The 17,120-nt window shown below is 54.7% G+C and carries 16 protein-coding genes and 1 tRNA gene; 6 read left to right on the forward strand and 11 right to left on the reverse strand.

Annotation, left to right across the window (positions count from 1 at the left end):
• Window positions 1-92 precede the first annotated feature (92 nt).
• From ACR0EL_RS16625 to ACR0EL_RS16670, 10 genes are all read right to left on the reverse strand, one after another.
• Complete coding sequence (locus tag ACR0EL_RS16625; RefSeq protein ID WP_480501200.1) at window positions 93-1,112, reverse strand: hypothetical protein; 1,020 nt, start codon at window positions 1,110-1,112, stop codon at window positions 93-95.
• A 252-nt stretch (window positions 1,113-1,364) separates the two neighbouring features.
• A complete protein-coding gene (locus ACR0EL_RS16630) occupies window positions 1,365-1,976 on the reverse strand; it encodes an FHA domain-containing protein (protein WP_480501201.1) in 612 nt (203 codons plus the stop codon).
• A gap of 174 nt (window positions 1,977-2,150) precedes the next feature.
• Entirely contained in the window at window positions 2,151-2,564 is a 414-nt protein-coding gene (locus ACR0EL_RS16635) for a BLUF domain-containing protein (RefSeq protein ID WP_353011559.1), read from the reverse strand.
• A complete protein-coding gene (locus ACR0EL_RS16640) occupies window positions 2,561-3,061 on the reverse strand; it encodes a hypothetical protein (protein WP_480501202.1) in 501 nt (166 codons plus the stop codon). The genes ACR0EL_RS16635 and ACR0EL_RS16640 overlap by 4 nt, the downstream gene beginning before the upstream one ends.
• A gap of 14 nt (window positions 3,062-3,075) precedes the next feature.
• A complete protein-coding gene (locus ACR0EL_RS16645) occupies window positions 3,076-3,810 on the reverse strand; it encodes a hypothetical protein (protein ID WP_480501203.1) in 735 nt (244 codons plus the stop codon).
• Window positions 3,810-4,022 carry a hypothetical protein gene (locus ACR0EL_RS16650; protein ID WP_353011555.1) on the reverse strand — a complete coding sequence of 71 codons (213 nt, stop codon included), beginning with the start codon at window positions 4,020-4,022 and terminating at the stop codon, window positions 3,810-3,812. Before ACR0EL_RS16650 ends, ACR0EL_RS16645 begins: the two co-directional genes overlap by 1 nt.
• Before the next feature lie 271 nt (window positions 4,023-4,293).
• Complete coding sequence (locus ACR0EL_RS16655) at window positions 4,294-5,877, reverse strand: phosphate ABC transporter substrate-binding/OmpA family protein (protein ID WP_480501204.1); 1,584 nt, start codon at window positions 5,875-5,877, stop codon at window positions 4,294-4,296.
• 96 nt (window positions 5,878-5,973) lie between these two features.
• Complete coding sequence (locus ACR0EL_RS16660; RefSeq protein WP_480501205.1) at window positions 5,974-6,909, reverse strand: PP2C family protein-serine/threonine phosphatase; 936 nt, start codon at window positions 6,907-6,909, stop codon at window positions 5,974-5,976.
• The gene (locus tag ACR0EL_RS16665) at window positions 6,893-7,525 is read right to left on the reverse strand and encodes an FHA domain-containing protein (RefSeq protein WP_480501206.1); all 633 of its coding nucleotides are present in this window, start codon (window positions 7,523-7,525) and stop codon (window positions 6,893-6,895) included. Before ACR0EL_RS16665 ends, ACR0EL_RS16660 begins: the two co-directional genes overlap by 17 nt.
• A 37-nt stretch (window positions 7,526-7,562) precedes the next feature.
• Window positions 7,563-9,446: a serine/threonine-protein kinase gene (locus ACR0EL_RS16670; RefSeq protein ID WP_480501207.1), complete on the reverse strand. Its 1,884-nt coding sequence runs from the start codon at window positions 9,444-9,446 to the stop codon at window positions 7,563-7,565.
• Between the two features lie 292 nt (window positions 9,447-9,738).
• Between ACR0EL_RS16670 and ACR0EL_RS16675 the strand changes: the two genes are divergently transcribed.
• The 6 genes from ACR0EL_RS16675 (at window position 9,739) to ACR0EL_RS16700 (ending at window position 16,155) form a co-directional block, all read left to right on the forward strand.
• Window positions 9,739-10,149, forward strand: a complete 411-nt coding sequence (locus ACR0EL_RS16675; RefSeq protein ID WP_480501208.1) for a helix-turn-helix domain-containing protein — start codon at window positions 9,739-9,741, stop codon at window positions 10,147-10,149.
• A gap of 8 nt (window positions 10,150-10,157) precedes the next feature.
• A complete protein-coding gene (locus ACR0EL_RS16680) occupies window positions 10,158-10,541 on the forward strand; it encodes a PAS domain-containing protein (RefSeq protein WP_480501209.1) in 384 nt (127 codons plus the stop codon).
• A gap of 465 nt (window positions 10,542-11,006) precedes the next feature.
• A tRNA-Gly gene (locus ACR0EL_RS16685) sits at window positions 11,007-11,080 on the forward strand.
• 267 nt (window positions 11,081-11,347) lie between these two features.
• The gene (locus ACR0EL_RS16690) at window positions 11,348-13,168 is read left to right on the forward strand and encodes an ABC transporter transmembrane domain-containing protein (protein ID WP_480501210.1); all 1,821 of its coding nucleotides are present in this window, start codon (window positions 11,348-11,350) and stop codon (window positions 13,166-13,168) included.
• A gap of 161 nt (window positions 13,169-13,329) precedes the next feature.
• The gene (locus tag ACR0EL_RS16695) at window positions 13,330-15,219 is read left to right on the forward strand and encodes an acyl-CoA synthetase (protein ID WP_480501211.1); all 1,890 of its coding nucleotides are present in this window, start codon (window positions 13,330-13,332) and stop codon (window positions 15,217-15,219) included.
• A 12-nt stretch (window positions 15,220-15,231) separates the two neighbouring features.
• Entirely contained in the window at window positions 15,232-16,155 is a 924-nt protein-coding gene (locus ACR0EL_RS16700; protein ID WP_480501212.1) for an alpha/beta hydrolase, read from the forward strand.
• Between the two features lie 7 nt (window positions 16,156-16,162).
• Here the strand turns inward: ACR0EL_RS16700 and ACR0EL_RS16705 are convergent, their stop codons facing one another.
• Entirely contained in the window at window positions 16,163-16,999 is an 837-nt protein-coding gene (locus tag ACR0EL_RS16705; protein WP_480501213.1) for an alkaline phosphatase family protein, read from the reverse strand.
• Window positions 17,000-17,120: the final 121 nt, after the last annotated feature.

The raw sequence follows: 17,120 nt of genomic DNA on the forward strand, positions 1-17,120 counted from the left end.
GACTTGACTACCTGTCCGCACAACCATGGACATAACCCTAATCATCTTTAACACACATGATGAGTTAAAGGGTCAATAGGTAGGCAATATGACTATATCGGGGCATCATTCGCATTTTTTGAGTTCTTGGCTCGGGATAGTTCTCTCTTTAGCTGAATTGCGGCCATGATGGTCTCGGTCACATCTGCCCGTTCTGCTTCGATCCGGAACAGCTCAACCAGGTCTACAAGCTCGCGCAACATCTGAAGTGAGCCTCGCATGTTCACGTCATCCGACCACGCGTCCAGATCGAGTTCAATCTCTTCCAGAACCTTTGCCATTTCGGTCAGAAATTCAGAGTTTGAAAATACGTTGCCTAATGCGGGAGAGTCACTCAGTCGGGACAGTTTGTTAATTGCGTCATCTAAGCCGGGGGCCGGAATGGCATCTGTAATAGGACTAGCGGCAAGTGTTGGTTCCCCCACCGGCCGCGTAGGATCGGTCACCGTATTTTGAGCATCTTCAATACTAGCGTCGTCGGGACCCAAAAGGCCACCCGTACCTTGCAGGAACAGTTCAGCCTGCCCCGAAGCGTGCTCTCTCGCCGCGTCAATGTCGCGCCTTAGAATCGAGATCAGTTTGTGCCCGCCTGATGCGCGAAACAGGGTCTTGTCCAGTTTAGAGCCCGACCGGGCCTGCGAGGCGTCCTCAGGTGAAAGGCAAACAAAATCCAGAAATTCAGACCCAAATTCAGCGCAAAGGCGCGCTTCGGTTTTATCGCGCTCGCGTCCCGAGTTGATCGAAACCAGGATTGCATGATCCTTCAACCTATTGGGTATCTGTGCCCAAACCCGTTGATCTGTATGATCAAAATCATGGGTACACCATATCGCAATATCTGTTTGCAGGGCTAGCCATTCAATAGATGCACCTGTTAGATCCGCTGCCGCAGTGGCCAAAACAGATATCTTCTTCAGGGCTCTCAAAGACAAAGCCAAATTTACCTCAGTGGCATCGGTTTCTGCCAGTGCAATTAGGTCGAAGGGAGATGGGTAGTCGACCTTTGCTCCGTCGCGCTTCACAACCGTCAATTCTTCTTGCTCGGCAAAGCTTAGGCGAACGAGGTCGCACATGACGGTCTGCGGGAGCACGGCTTGCCCCATTACGAAATTTACCAGGTTGGCCCGATCGAGATACGTCGGAGCCAATATGGAAACGCGAATGGGTCTTGTAAGTGCTGCCAAATGCGCGCGTGCACGCGTCGCAACGTCTGCGTTTGCTCCGCCATTTGTCGCGGCAGCCTGCAGACGCGAGTGAAGGGCTAGCTGCGGGCATGATGGACTATTCATCTTACATGCCATTCCAGCAGGGTACCGACGACAAGGTCAGAGAAAATCAACCATATCCTCATCGTCATCTCCCACAATCCAGTTGAACGTCTTGTCGCACAACGCTTTGAACACCATTGTTGTTTCTCCGATAGAAATGCGATCACCGTCGTTCAATTTTTCGGTCGAGATGATTGGTTTACCCTGCAGGCGAACAAGGTTTGTCTTGCCGCCGTGACCGAGGAAATAGCCGTTCTCTTCGGGGTCGTAAGCAATCGCGGCGTGATTGTCGCGCGAGACCGCCATATCTCCGAAATCCAGACAAATGGTCTGATCAGGGTTGCGGCCGATCCGGGACAGCCCGGATCGAAGTGTGAATGCGTAGCCCCGACCGGGGCCGCTGACAATCACAAGCCACCCTACCGGCAAGGTTTGTTCAGGTTCAGGCGCATGGTCCGGGCTGAACAGATCCTTGGTTATACCTTCGGATGTGTCAAACCCGATCAGACGCGTACGCGTGTCGCGCGGGTTGGCGCTGACGGGTCTGGACACAGGTGCGGAGACAAGCTCTTCCATTGGTGTCTCGGTCATCCGCTGGAAAGGCTCCGCGCCAACATTCGGAGCGATGTCAGCGACACCGACCGCGCCAACCGAATGGTTAGGAGACATCAGACGCTGTCTCAAGTTCCGGGCGTGTTGGTCGGTGTCGTCTTGTGGTGTAGTTGATATTGCAGATGATGCGTCTTCAGCAGGCAGCACCGACTCGGTTGCAGGCCTGCGGCGACGGTTCACTAAGGTATCGAACATACTCATATGCAACATCTTTCCTTTAAGAACTGGCCGTTAGACCAGTTCGGTTGATACGTCCTGCAGAAAGTCGAGCAGGCTGTCGGGGCTGACCGCTTCAGGGTTGACGGAATTCGACGGAAAGTACCGCAGGAAGATACTACGTGTTTCGCCTTCCATGCCTTCGTGGTGGCCCATCGACCAGGTCGGGAAAATCCGCTCGCGCACATCCTGACATGAAATCAGGATGATGTTCAGGTGCCGTGGGTCGGCAGAGATCCGATGATAGATCGAGCTGACCTCGGCGCGTCCGCCTTCCAGAACCTGCAGGAAGTAGTTGCCGTTAAAGTGAAGCATGCCGGTGACGTTCATTGCTGCGTTATTGCGTTTACAGACTTCCAGCAACTCGCCCAGATTCAGGCTCATGGACGGGTTGCGCTGGCTGTAGTAGATGAGACGAGTAAGATTCATTTTTCCACTCCGTTGAGAAACAGGTTTTCATTCGACGCGGCAGCCGTTGCCGGGATTGGATCAACGGGCCGGGTCTTGTTGCGGTTCTGTGTTGGTGGTTTGAAAGGCACCGTACCCGAAGGGGCCGACTGTGTCGGACGCCGTTCGACTGGTTCGAGACGCCGCCGCGTAGCACCCAGGCTCGAGGGCCCTTGATCGCGCAAAGCACGACGTTTGCGCTGTCGTTCGCGTTCCAGTTCCAGATGGGCGCGGCGCAACTCGCTGCGGGCTTGATGCGCGCGGCGATTGGCTGTCAGAAGCTCTTTCTGATAGGCTCCGACGAGGTCGGTTTGCACCCTGTTGATGCCCTTACGACCAGACCGGTAAAGCACCAGCAAAAGGATCACAAACACACCCAGCATCAAATAGTCAGGCAGCGGCGCTTCGAAGGCCTGAATATCTGCAAGCAAAGCCTTGGCCGGTGCTTCCAGTTGGGTGATTTGTTCAAGTATTTCCATAACTTCGACCTCTTTTACTGAACAACAAATTCGATTGACTGGTCCGAGGCGCTGGCCACTTGTAGGTCGGCATCAGGATTGCTGCTGTCGACGACAGCCAGGTCCAGGGTCCATGTTTCAAGGTTCCAGCTGACGCGCAGATCGGCGATTCCGGTGCCCGCCAATTCAAGGCTGCCAATGACTTGCAGACCCGCGTGCGAGCAGTCCAACGTGGTCTGGACAAGCTGGCTGACGTCATTCACCCGATTGTTCCATTCAGGGCCTGCAAGCGTTGCCGCGTGCAGCGACACCAAGCGAGACTCAATCCTTTGGATACAGTAGGGATCGTTCGAGTTGTCACCAACCATGGCCAGGAGGCGGCCTTCTTTTGCGGGCTCTGCCGGGGGTTCGATGGCCTTGGCAACGGGCGCTGATTCGACCGGCATTTCAGCCACAGCAGCGGTTGTCTGTTCTATCACAGGGGCCGGTTCGGCCACGGGTTCCGCATGTGCGACCGGCCTTATTGATAAGTCCAGGACGGGTGCGGTGTCAGCGTTTTCTGAATTGCTGAAGAATTTGTTTAACGCCGTATTGCCCGGTGTCACCCCAAGCGAAACGATTGCAGCCACGGTCAGCAACCCGGTTGCCACGATAAAGTTCGGCCCGCGACCCTTTTTGGCCTCGGCGTTTTCTGCAAGTCGGTTGGCTCGAGCCAGTGGCAAGCCAGCGCGTTTGCCGGGAGCACCATCCATTTGGCGTGCCTTAGACATCATGCTTTCCTCTGAAATCTGAACAAAACGCTGCCGTTATTCGCTGCCAGCTTTTTGACATCGATGTTCATACCAGCCGCGACTTCGGTCAAAGTCTGCTCGTTATCCACCAGCGATACCGGTGAATTGTCGTCGGACAAAATCAGGTCTAACCCAAGTTCGACAACCATCTGCTGTAAAACGCCTTGAAGGCGATGAGAATAAAGGATCATTTTCAGTGTTTCCGGTTGCTTGCTGTTTCATCTGAAAATGATGTTGGATAGTGTCATAATTGAGAAAAATGAGAGGCAACTACCAACAAAAGAGGGGTTTTATTGTGATGACCTCTTTTTTGGTGTGTTGAGACACTGAAAAATTAGAATTCTTTCGAGCGGCTCTCATGCTTTAGGCTTTGCTAAGTTTCGTGGGCAAAAAACCGGACCTGAGGCCCGGTGTTTCTTTTTGGTTTTGTCCACTGGATCATGGGACCGATGGCTCAAAAGCTCACCCCTGAACAGTGCTTTCGATCCAGACCTCGACCCGCCGGTTCTTAATCCGTCCTTCGTGCGTTAGGTTGCAGGCTGCGGGTGCAATTTCGCCATATCCGACTGAGGATATTTCGATGCCCGGAAGCTGATCCGCCGCTTCGATGTTCAAGTAGGCCGCAATCCGATTGGCCCGGCGTAGAGATAGGCGCCTGTTGCTGTCAAAGGTTCCGACATCGTCGCTGAAACCGACCAGTTTGATTTTGGTTCCGCGCGGGTGATCCTTGAGGAATTCCACCAAACGGGTGAGTTCTGCTGCCCCGCGACCATCCAATCGAGAGGAACCCGAACGAAAGTGAAAGGTGCTGGACAAGCGATCAAACTGACCCGCTGTATCCAGCATCTCATCGACAATACCTTGCTCATAAGCGCCAGTTCTTGACGCGCGCAGGGTTTCACCACGCAATCCAGCCATGTGTTGCGGCAGCCTGCCGATGCTAAAGCTGGTGAAGCCAGCGACCGAAATCGCATCCTCGGCTTCTTCCGACTTGGCAAAATTCAACAGACCCCGCGCAGTATCGTTGTCCAGATCGCCACGGTTATACAGATAGACCCGACGGACGAAGGGGTATTCCTCGGTCTTTGCATAAAAATGATTGGGTTCTGTTACTACGCCACAAGCGTCGATGATATTCATCGCTTTGGTGCTGCGCTGCACTCCGAACGGCAGGAAGCTGATCGCGCCGGGATTTTCGATGACCTGCGTTGCGGCTTCAATGTCGGTACCTACCGCCGTAATGCCGGAAGGTGTGATGTCCGTGCCGTCGAACAAGACAGATTCAAATAGCTCGCGCGAGGCGGTTTCGGTGTTGCGACCGATAACCTGAATCGGCATGTCAGGGCCATTCAACTGGGACCAGTTGGTTATTTTGCCCAGATAGACATCGCGCAACTGGTTCAGCTCAATCGCCGAAACCGGGTTATCCGGATGGGTCACGATTGCGATGCTTTCCAGCGCCAGCAAATGTTCCTGACCAACAGATGTCATGTTGCCCGCACCACTGGCGGCAAGGCCGCGCGCTTCTTGGCTCTCAATGCGTCGGGTCGACATGCCAATTTCGGCCTCGGCAGCTTCCAACGCATCAAACGCTTCACCGGAATTCGAAGGGATCACAAGGACGCTATCCAGATCATCCCCGAATCCTTCGGCGGTGACGAGGTTAAGCAGTTTATTCTGGCTGTTGGGAAGAAGCTGCGTCGAGATTTCATTGCCCACATGCGCCGCATACCCGGCTATCAATAGGGGCATCAACTCGGTCGCCATGACACCTGATCCAGCGATCCGTAGACTGACATCGCTGGTGTCAATTGTGGGGCAGCCTTCACCATTGCACGTCACCCGATCGGTGCTGACGCGCATCTCCCCAATGGGCGTTTTGATCAGAAAGTGGCCGTCAACAAGGTCCAGAAATTCGCCGGACAAACGCAGCGATCCGTCGGGAGCTGACAGTTCCACTTGCCCTGCCGCGGCTATCGTGGGCAGGGCACTGGCGATGGCAATGGCGCTTGCAACGCTTTTGCTTAGCTTAAAGATGTTCGTCATAGTCAGATCTCCGTCTTCTATGGTTCGCAATCGGGGTGCGCGACGCTCACTTCGGCGCGCCCTGTAGTTGGGTCATTCGCTTTGTGGCTTGGCATGTTACAGCGCCATGGCCTGATTGATGATGTCCGGTGCCTCTTCGATATCCGGCACCAGCGCTGCCAGGATGGCATCCTCTTCGGCCGACCGATGGACTGGCTGTGTTTCAATTCGTCGTTCGGTTTTTGGTTCGGGTGACATCACAGGCATCTGGTCGATTTGCAGAACCATGACTGAGATATTGTCTTGTTCGGGCATTGCCGCGGCTTCGACAGCTGACATCAAGTTTTGGGTCACCACGGCGCTGCTGCTGGCCGCCGTTTTGTTAGCCAGTTTCAGGATTGTGCCGTCGGTCAGGGTCTGCAGACCATCGCTTGCCAGAATCAGGATATCGTCCGGCTCTAGAGCCATGGGCGTTTCCGGACAATCGATCCGCGGAATTTCCTCACCCAGCACAGCCGAAGTCAGGCAATTCCGATCCGGATGTTGTGCGGCAACCTCAGCGCTCAGCTGACCTGACGCTACCATCGCGTCAATCTGTGGCGCCATCGAGTGATCTTCGTTCAGTTTTTGGATTTCACCATTGCGGATCAGGTAGAGGGGGGAATCCCCGACAGACAGCCAATAAAGCTGATTGTCTCGAACAACGGTTGCGATCAGAGTGGCCCCCATCCCTTTGGAATCGGGGTTGTTCTTGATGAAATTTGACATGGCCGTATTAGCCTCTCCCGCCGCTTTTTTGAGCAGAGCGGGAATGTTGGCGTCGCCGGATTTCAACATGTTCCGACGCATTTTCAACGCGGCAAACACCTGGCTGACCACCAAAGCGCTGGCCATATCGCCCGAGGCATGCGCGCCCATTCCATCGGCAAGCACACCTATGCCGTAGGACTCGCACATTGGGAAATCCGCCACAAGGCAATCTTCCTGATAGTCGCGTGCGCCGACATCAATTCCGGTCGAAACATCGAAACACGTTTTAGAACTGGCTTTCATCGCCGTCCTCCGTATGGCTGGTCATGTCCCAATGGAACGCGGTGTCACACAGCGCTTTGAAGTGCAGTTTGGTGTCTCCAATCTGAATCTCTGCGCCGCTTTGGATCGGTGTTGTCGTTGTGATCGGTGCACCATTCATGCGGACCAGATTGGCCTTGCCACCGTGACCCAGAAAAAACTCGTTGGTGATGGAGTCGTAGACAACGGCCGCGTGGTTATCCCGCGAAATCGATCTGTCGCCGAAATCCAGACACACCGCCTGATCTTCACCCCGTCCAATCGTCGAAAGGCCCGCCATCAAGGGAAAGCTTTGACCGCGCCCCGGCTCGGTCGTTACGACCAACCAGCCGACGGGCATATAGCTTGGGTTTTCGACTCTTTGCTCGGCCTCCGGCGGCTCTAAGTCTCCTGGTCCGTTGCCGGTGTCAAATCCGATCAGCCGCGTTTTGCCCACGTTTTCCCGGGGGCGCGAAACAATGGCGGGCGAGGTACTCTGAGCCGTCGAAAAGGTGATCGGCTGTTCCATGATCGGGCTTTGCCATAGGTCATCAGTTTCAATCGGCAGAGATCGGCTGGGATTCAGGCTTCGGCTTTTGTTCTTCTTGAGAAATCGCATCAAGATGCCTCCGCCATGCGAATGCGAGTGATCATTGTCAGGCTCCTGTCTCGATGCTTTCGACCCACATTGTGCCTGCACGACTGATCGCCAGACGCACCTGATCCTGACCGGAGGTGATTTTCTGAGCCAGCAATCGCGCCATTGTGGCACCGTCCGAGATACGTTCATTGTCACCCACCATGGCCACCACCGTGTCGCCGGCCATAAGGCCGCTGTCGGCGCCCGGTGGCACGTTAATGACCTGAGTCAGCCAGACAGAGCCGTCAAATTGGGTTTGAAAACGAAACCCATTCATGAGGTCGGTCAAATAGATGATCGGCGCGGATACCTGTGTATAAAGGCGGGCACCCGTTTCGGGAACTTCAGCGACAACGCGGAAATTGATCTGCATCCCATCACTTTGCCTGGCCAGTGTTCTGAGCTGGAGATCAAGGTCGGTGACCGGCGTGCCCTCAACTTCCAAAATACGGCTACCTATCGGCAGTCGATTTTCCAGGCTCTGCGTTACTTTAAGAACGAAGTTTTCTTGATCCAGACGAAACGGCAGATCCAGTTTCCAGGACGCTTCCACCTCTCCATCCGCATAGGAATGAATAAAGTCCTGCAGGATTGGGTCAACTGCCACCTTTGTTGCTGGGGTATTTCCCGGAACAACAGCGGGCTGCTCGACGGGCACAGTCGCTGTGGGTGCCGTAGTTGAACCTGGCGCGACGGGCGGCAGAACCTGATCGAATGACTCTACTGAAGCCAATTCTTGCTGAGATACCGGAGCTGCCTTTGTCGAGGCAGTGCCGATTTCAACCTGATCCTGATTCAATAGAAGATAGGCCGATCCCCCAACGATACCGGCTGCAATCGCAATCGCCGATGCACGCGCAACCAGCTTTGATGCGCTTCTGACCGGCTTGACCGGACTTGTAGTCGCTTGGCTTGCAGGACGGGTGGATTTGCGGCGCGCAGATTTCAATTGCTTGGAAACGCGGCTTGAGATCGTTTTGACCGGAGCTTCCATCAGCAGAGACCACTCCGCTGACGTTTTCATCCGGTCTTTGGGCAGAATGGCCATGGCTTTGTCGATCGCGGCGCAAAATGCCTCATCATAGTCCGAGGTCAGCTTGCCAAGCGGGATATAGGAATCCGGTTCTTTGGCCACATGCGCCGCGATCCGAACCTGGCTGTCCGGTGGGCGCTGTCCTGTGATCGCATGATAGAAGCTTGCCGCCAGTGAATAAAGGTCACTGCTAGGGTCCTGTTCACTGCCAGCGATATAAAACTCTTGGGGTGAATACCCGTCCTTGACTACGCGCAGCGCCGATAGCGCGCGTGTGGCTTTGGTGGCCTGATCCCGTGCTGCGCCAAAATCGATCAGCACTGGGGTCAGCTCATCGGTTACGATGATGTTGTCGGGAGAGATATCCCGGTGAAGCATTCCGGCAGTGTGCACAAATCCGATTGCATCCAGCAATTTACGAAGGATCGCGCGAACCTGATCTGGCCGCAAAAGCATGACCTTCTGTTCAATAATGGCAAGCAGATCGTGGCCCTTAACGAAATCGATCGCCATATAGGCGGTATTGTTCTCTTCAAAGACTTGGTGCACGCCAACGATATAAGGGTGTTTGAGTTTCGCCAGCGCTCTTGCTTCTTGCGAGAAGAGCCGAACAATTGAGCGAAGCTCACCGACATAGGCCTCGGACCGGGCCTCAATCTGGCGCCCGTTGCGGCGGCAAAACGACTGGGGAAAACACTCTTTGATGACGATCTGTCGATCCAGACTGTCTGTTGCCAGATAGGTGATGCCAAACCCGCCGGAATTCAAATATTGCGTGATCTTGTATTGACCCCGCATCAACTCGGTACCGGGCTGAAGTTCGTCCCCGGCCGTGTGGTAATCCTGTTGCCGTGCGTCATCAACCATGGTCTTCCTCACAATACGAAACTCTTTGCTCACAGAAGATGATTGAGCTCCAAATCAGGCGAGAAAATGTTAGATAGCGGTCAAATTTAAGAAAATATCTCTCAAAGAGAGGATTTTATCATCCAAATTTAGAACAAGCGTGCAGTGCGCCCATGTTTTGGGAAAATTCAAAAGGAAGATTGGAACCACGACATAGTTGCGCGAAAAACTCTCTGACAGATTGTTCGTACCGCGCAGGCTTGGTAAATAGTCGTCACATTGATATCTCTAAATCATACAAAAGGCGGGTCCGATGAGCGCAAAGGAAGTCGTATTTCTGAAAGAGGCTCTTTCATCCGAAGATGTCTATGGGCATGTCGGGCAAAGACTGCGCGGATTGCGGTCTGAAAAGCGTATGACACAAGCGGAAGTCGCGCGCCTCCTGGAAATCAGCCCTCAACAGTATCAAAAGTATGAAGATGCACAAAGCAAGTGCAGCTTGCCATACCTGATGAAGCTTGCCGCATTTTATCAAGTCCCTATTGAATCTCTTCTCCCACAATCTGAAAGCTCGACCAACATGCCGAGCCCAACGGCAGAAATTCCTGTCGAGGCAGATTTGCTGGCCCGTTTGGTTAGTTCATTCGTGAAACTCTCAGACGTGAACGAAAAGTTGAGGTTGGTACAATTGGTTGAAGCGATTGTCTCTGCCGAACAGAAATAGGGGACTCGATGGAACAAAGTGACTTTAATCGGTTTGTGAAGGATCGCGGAGAAGAAGGTGCAAGCGAAGCCATCGGTTCGCATTCAGCGGTTGTTTGCCTCGCTCAACCGGGCGTTCCTGTTATATACGTGTCCGACGCCTTTGAATCCCATACCGGCTATCGGCTTGAAGACGTTGCGGGGCGTAGTCTCGGGCTACTGCAAGGCCCTGATACCGAGCCCGAAGCGATTAACCACTTCAGAAACCTAATAAAAAACGGCCAATCTGGAACAGTCCGCATCACAAATTATCGGAAAAATGGTGAACGTTTTGTCCATGAATGTGAGTTGCGCCCGGTTTTGGATGATGGGAAGAATGTGACACATTTCATCGCAATACAGAGACCGGTTTAGCGCTGGTTGTACCGAGAAGTCATAACTTGCCCATGCTCCTTGCGATTGCAGGCCAAGTGCTGCAAACAACGTGAAAAGGTAACGGAGTTGCCGCGCAGATTGGTTTAGATCAATTTGAGACATGTGTTCTTTTTTCTTAGAATCATCGACTGATGTTTTCGGCGATTCAACTGCTCGCGGAACTTCTTTCGCATAGATGGTCCCTTAAACAATTCAAGATCGTTCGTTAGAGGAAACCAACAATGGATGTGTGAGCGTCTCTTGGTTTCACGCCTAGGATAGCGCGAGGCCGCGCTGCCCTCGTTCAGGCGCCCTCTCGTCGAACCATCGAACCACTACTGTCCAGTCAGCTGTTGGGTTCTGATAAAAACAAATATGATGAGACGCAATACAGATTGTTTGTAGACTCTTGCGTGGTTCCACTTGACCTCCAAATTCACATGAAATAGGTGATGCTGTACTTGAGCGGGCGTTGTGTAGTGGTAAGACCTTAGCCTTCCAAGCTAATGACGCGGGTTCGATTCCCGCCGCCCGCTCCAAGGTTTATTTTCCGACACAAGACCTGCAAAACTTAGGAAATAAATCCTGCAACCATTTGATTTTTTGAAAAAAATTCAATCGAAACGCTTGTCTTCCAAACAGGCTATCTCGGTTCGATTCCGTCTACCCGCCCCAGTTGTATCCCCCGCGATTTCTGCGTCAAATGGCCCTGAGGCACGGGCAATTTCAGCGCGTGAGCTTGACCGCGGTTGCCTCTAGCGCCAAGAAGCAGCAACACGGAATTGATCAGGAAACACAGGCCCGACATGGCAAGACAGACTGCGACCGGTCAGACACCATCATCACCTCAGGGGGCTAGTGAAGAGCGTGCCACCTCGAAAAAGCTGAGTGTTCTAAGGGCGCTTTGGCCCTTCATGCGCCCTTACGGTGCGCTGATGTTTGGTGCAACGCTTGCATTGTGTCTGACCGCAGGGATGACGTTGACATTGCCATTGGCTGTGCGGCGCGTGGTCGATAATTTCCGCATCCAGGATGGGGAACTGCTGGATTGGTACTTCCTTGCGGCGCTGGGCATCGCTGGTGTTTTGGCGGTAGGCACAGGCATTCGGTATGCGCTGGTCACGCGGTTGGGCGAACGCGTGGTGGCCGATATCCGCAAGGCGGTGTTTGACCGGGTCATTGGCATGAGCCCCGCGTTTTATGAGCGTATCATGACCGGCGAGGTGCTCAGCCGGATCACGACGGACACAACCTTGATCCAATCGGTTTTGGGCTCATCCGTTTCGATCGCTCTGCGCAATATGTTGATGTTTGTGGGTGGTTTGGCGCTGATGCTGCTGACATCGGCAAAGCTGACAGCGCTTGTCCTGTTGTTGATTCCTGTGGTGATCGTACCGATTCTGGTTCTGGGCCGTCGCTTGCGCGCCATTAGCCGTGAAAATCAGGATTGGATCGCGGCGTCCTCTGGTAATGCGGGTGAGGCGTTGGGCGCGGTGCAAACGGTTCAGGCCTTTACCCACGAACGGGCGAGCCGAGAGCAGTTTGGTGAGATGACGGAAACCTCCTATATCGTCTCGCTGCGCCGCATTCAAACCCGTGCGATCCTGACCGTGATCGTCATTTTTCTGGTGTTCTCGGGTATCGTCGGCGTGCTTTGGATGGGGGCCAATGATGTCCGCAACGGGGTGATGACAGAAGGGGTGCTGATCCAGTTCGTGATCTATTCGGTGATCATGGCAGGATCAGTCGCCGCGCTGTCCGAAATCTGGAGCGAGTTGCAACGCGCTGCCGGCGCAACCGAGCGGCTGGTTGAGTTGCTTAACGCCGAAGATACGGTCCTTGATCCTGTTCAGGCCAACGTGCTGTCACAACCGGTTCGCGGTGAAATCCGGTTTCAGGATGTCAGTTTCCGCTATCCTGCGCGGCCCGATGTGGTAGCGCTTGATAGCCTGTCCCTGCAGGTGAAACCCGGCGAAACCGTTGCCTTTGTTGGCCCTTCCGGGGCTGGCAAGACGACGGTTATTCAGATGATCCAGCGATTCTATGACCCGAACTCCGGGTGTGTTCTGCTGGATGGGGAAGACCTGACCAGTTTGGATCGGACGGATTTCCGCCGCCATATTGCCCTTGTCCCGCAGGACCCGGTGATCTTTGCCGCCTCAGCGCGCGAGAACATCCGGTTTGGCCGTCTTGATGCCTCGGATTCCGAGGTCGAAGCTGCCGCGCGTGCCGCCGCTGCGCATGAGTTCATTATGGCACTGCCCGAAGGCTATGACAGTTTTGTAGGCGAGCGGGGCGTGATGCTGTCGGGGGGGCAAAAACAACGCATCGCCATCGCCCGAGCCATTCTGCGGGATGCGCCGGTGTTGCTGCTGGACGAGGCGACCTCGGCCCTGGATGCGGAAAGCGAACGGGCGGTGCAGGGGGCGGTTGATCAGATGCGCGCGGGCCGCACGACCCTTATTGTGGCGCATCGTTTGGCCACGGTGAAGAAGGCGGATCGGATTGTCGTCATGGAAGCGGGGCGCATTGTTGCGCAGGGCACGCATGACGATCTGGTGGCGCAAGATGGGCTTTATGCCCGCTTGGCGCGTCTGCAATTCACCGATGGGGTGGCCGCAGAATAGGGTGACGTAGGGACAGATCAGCTTCCGCCGTAGCGTTATTCTACATTTTCAAGTTTTCCACCGCTAAGCCCTTGCTTGTGTCAGCCGGGTTGTGATCCCATCTATGTGAGGATCAAAACCGCGTGAGACACGTGGGAGAATACAAGACGGGGAGGAGCCACATGGCCTTTGTAGGGCGTGAAGACAAACTGCGTATCGAACAGGAAATGGCGTGGGAGGATCGTGATCTGCCGGTCACCTTCCATCAACTGTTGTCTCGGACAGCAGAGAAGTTTCCCAATCATAACGCGATCAGTTTCCAATTGTTTTCCGGTCCGACAGACAAGGCCGAAACGCTGACATGGTCTGATTTGCTGGGGCAGGTCAATCAGGCGGCGAACTTGTTCCGCTCGCTTGGCGTGGGCGAAAACGATGTCGTTGCTTATGTGTTGCCCAACTGTAATGAGACTTTGGTCACCATGATGGGTGGCGCGGTTGCAGGGATCGTGAATCCGATCAACCCACTGTTGGAGCCCGAACAGATCGCCGCGATCTTGCGGGAAACCGAAGCCAAGGTTGTGGTGACCCTGCGTTCCTTCCCAAAGACGGATGTGGCGCAAAAGGTGGAAGAGGCCGTGCGCCATTCGCCGAAGGTGCATACGATCCTTGAGATTGACCTGAACCGCTATCTGACCCCTCCGAAATCATGGATCGTTCCGCTGCTGCGCCCTAAAATGGGCGACAAGGAAAAGCTGGCCCATGCGGATTACAAGAATTTCAACAAAGAACTGGCGAAACAGCCCAAGACGCTGACTTTTGCAGACAGCACCGAAGATCGCGTCGCCTGCTATTTCCATACTGGTGGCACGACCGGAATGCCAAAAGTGGCGCAGCATAAATATTCGGGCCTGATCTATAACGGCTGGCTTGGGCATACGCTGCTGTTTGATGAAAATGACGTCATCATGTGCCCACTGCCGATGTTCCACGTCTTCGCAGTACATGTGATCATGATGGCAGCGGTCTCATCCGGGGCGCATGTGATCTTCCCGACACCGCAAGGGTATCGCGGCGATGGTGTTTTCGACAATTTCTGGAAGCTTATCGAACGCTGGAAAGTCAGCTTTATCATCACCGTGCCCACAGCGATTTCTGCGAAAATGCAACGCCCGGTGGATGCGGATATCTCCAGCGTAAAAACCGCCTTCTCGGGGTCGGCGCCGCTGCCGGTTGAACTGTTCCGCCGTTTCGAAGAAGCAACCGGTGTGACGATCGTCGAAGGCTATGGCCTGACCGAAGCGACCTGCCTGGTCTCGTGCAACCCGGTTGATGGTGAGAAAAAGATTGGGTCTATCGGCATCCCGTTCCCATACACGGATGTCAAAATCCTGATGGATGGACCAGAAGGTCCCAAGGAATGCGCCGCTGACGAAATCGGAGAGATCTGCATCTCGAACCCTGGTGTCTTTCCGGGTCACACCTATACCGAGGTCGATAAGAACGAGAACCTGTATCACTTCGAAAAATACCTGCGCACAGGTGATCTGGGTCGTTTTGACGAAGACGGGTATCTATGGATCACTGGACGCGCGAAGGATTTGATCATTCGTGGCGGACACAACATTGATCCGGCTGAAATCGAAGAAGCCCTGTTGGGGCACGAGGCCGTGGCCTTTGCCGGAGCTATCGGGCAGCCCGATGCTCATTCAGGTGAATTGCCCTGTGCTTTTGTCGAACTGGTCGATGGCGCTTCGGTCACCGAAGAGGCATTGTTGGAGTTCTGTAAGGTCCACGTACACGAACGTGCAGCACAGCCCAAACATATGACCATCCTTCCGGAACTGCCGAAAACAGCGGTTGGCAAAGTATTCAAGCCGGACCTCCGCAAAAACGCGATCACGCGGGTCTATAATGGTGCGTTGGAAGAGGCTGGAGTGGCCGCTCGGGTGGTTTCGGTCATTGATGACAAGAAGCGCGGCCTTGTTGCGCAGCTTGACGCGAACGGTTCATCCGAAGACGATGTCAGCAAGGTGCTGGGATCGTTCACCCGGCCGTGGGAGTGGGCTGCCTGACCGGGAGGTAACATGGATTATGAACGTCTGATCGATGAAGAAACATGGGCGTTCATAAGACGCACGGCAGAAAACTATCCCGACAACGCGGTTGATCTGTCGATCGAAGATCAACGCAAGGTCTATGATGCGATGTGTCAGACCTTTCGCCAGCCGCGCCCGAATGGAGTTGAAACACAGGACCGGTCCGCCAATGGCGTGCCGGTCCGCGTTTATACAGCGGGCGATCCGACCCGCGTGGTCCTCTATTTTCATGGCGGTGGCTTTGTCGTGGGCGGGCTCGACAGCCATGATGACGTCTGTGCAGAAATCTGCGCCCAAACTGGGTATCGCGTTGTTTCAGTGGACTACCGGCTATGCCCAGAACATGTGCATCCCGCGCAGTTTCAGGATAGTGTGGCAGCAGTTGAATGGGCGGTTTCAGAATACGGCGTTCCCATTGTGTTGGCGGGTGACAGTGCCGGTGGCAATCTGGCTGCGGCAGTTGCCCATCATATGAGGGGCCGACCAGCTGAGGTGTTGGGGCAAGTTCTGATCTATCCGGGCTTGGGCGGAGACAGCTCTGCCGGGTCTTATTTGGAGCATGCGCAGGCGCCGCTGCTGACGCGCGACGAGATCCTGTTCTATGAAAAGGTCCGGTGTGGCGGGGCCGCGCCCGAAAGTGATCCGACCTTTGCACCGCTAAACGATACCGATTTCTCGGGCCTGCCTCCAACTGTAGTGATCACTGCGGATTGCGATCCGTTGCGCGATGATGGGTCTGCGTACTGCGAGCGGATAGCCGAGGCAGGAGGTAAGGCCTATTGGATCAACGAAGCGGGTCTGGTGCACGGCTATCTGCGCGCACGCAACAGCGTGAAACGCGCAGCTGACAGTTTCGAACGTATCTCCGTGGCCATCGAAGCATTGGGACAGGGCATTTGGCCCTATGGTTAGGCCCTGATCATTTCAGGAATGGTTCGCCCTTCATTGTGTCCGCAATCGGTGCGCCCATCCGGGTCAGGATTGTGGGGGCCAGTTGCAACTGGTCAATCACCGCATCGGCCCGCGGGCCGTCGGCATCGCCAAAATAATACAGCGCCGTTTCCTGCTGCAAAGCGCCCCGCCCACCGTGATGGCCGCGTTCGTCCTGTCCGTGATCGGCGGTTACGATGACCTCATATCCCAACTGTCGCCAGCGGGGGATGAAAGGGGCCAGCATTTCATCGGCGACAAAACAGGCATGGTCCATTTCCTGGCAGTCGTGAAAAAACCGATGGCCCATACTGTCCAGGGTGCAGGCATGCAGGATGCCGTAGTCCAGACCAAAGCGCAGGCACAGGTTGGTCAGAGTGGCAAACAGATCAACGTCCGAAGGCGTCATTTGGTTATCCTTGCCATAGCCCGTCATTGTGTGGAACCGGCCGTGGTTGATGGTCTTGCTATCTGGTTCATCATATTCCACGTCGCGGACATAATCGAACGGGTGCCGGTTGAAAAACTGGGACCAATAGCTATGCGTGACGGCCCCGGTGATACCGCCAGCCTCACGCACTTGGCTGAATACATCCTTATGGCTGAGGCGGAACACATTTCCGTTGCCGGTACATCCATGTTCCTGCGGTGTGACGCCCGTATGGATCGACGCGTAGCAGCTGGCCGAGATTGAGGGCAGCACAGCTCGCAGCTTCCAAACGCGCGCCTCTCCGCTGTCCACCCAACCTTCGAGGTTGCCGAATAGGCGGCGGAAATTGCGCCATGGGACGCCGTCCAGGATGATCAAAAGAAGTTTGCGGTCCATCGGCCTACCTATCTGATTTGGTGTTCTACCGACTCTAGCGGAATCGCGGTTTCAGGGCCGTTCATTCGCGCCCCAAATATCAAAATCCCGACACCTGCAATTGAGCAAGGTGCCGGGATTT

The sequence above is a fragment of the Ruegeria sp. AH12 genome, assembly GCF_056541465.1.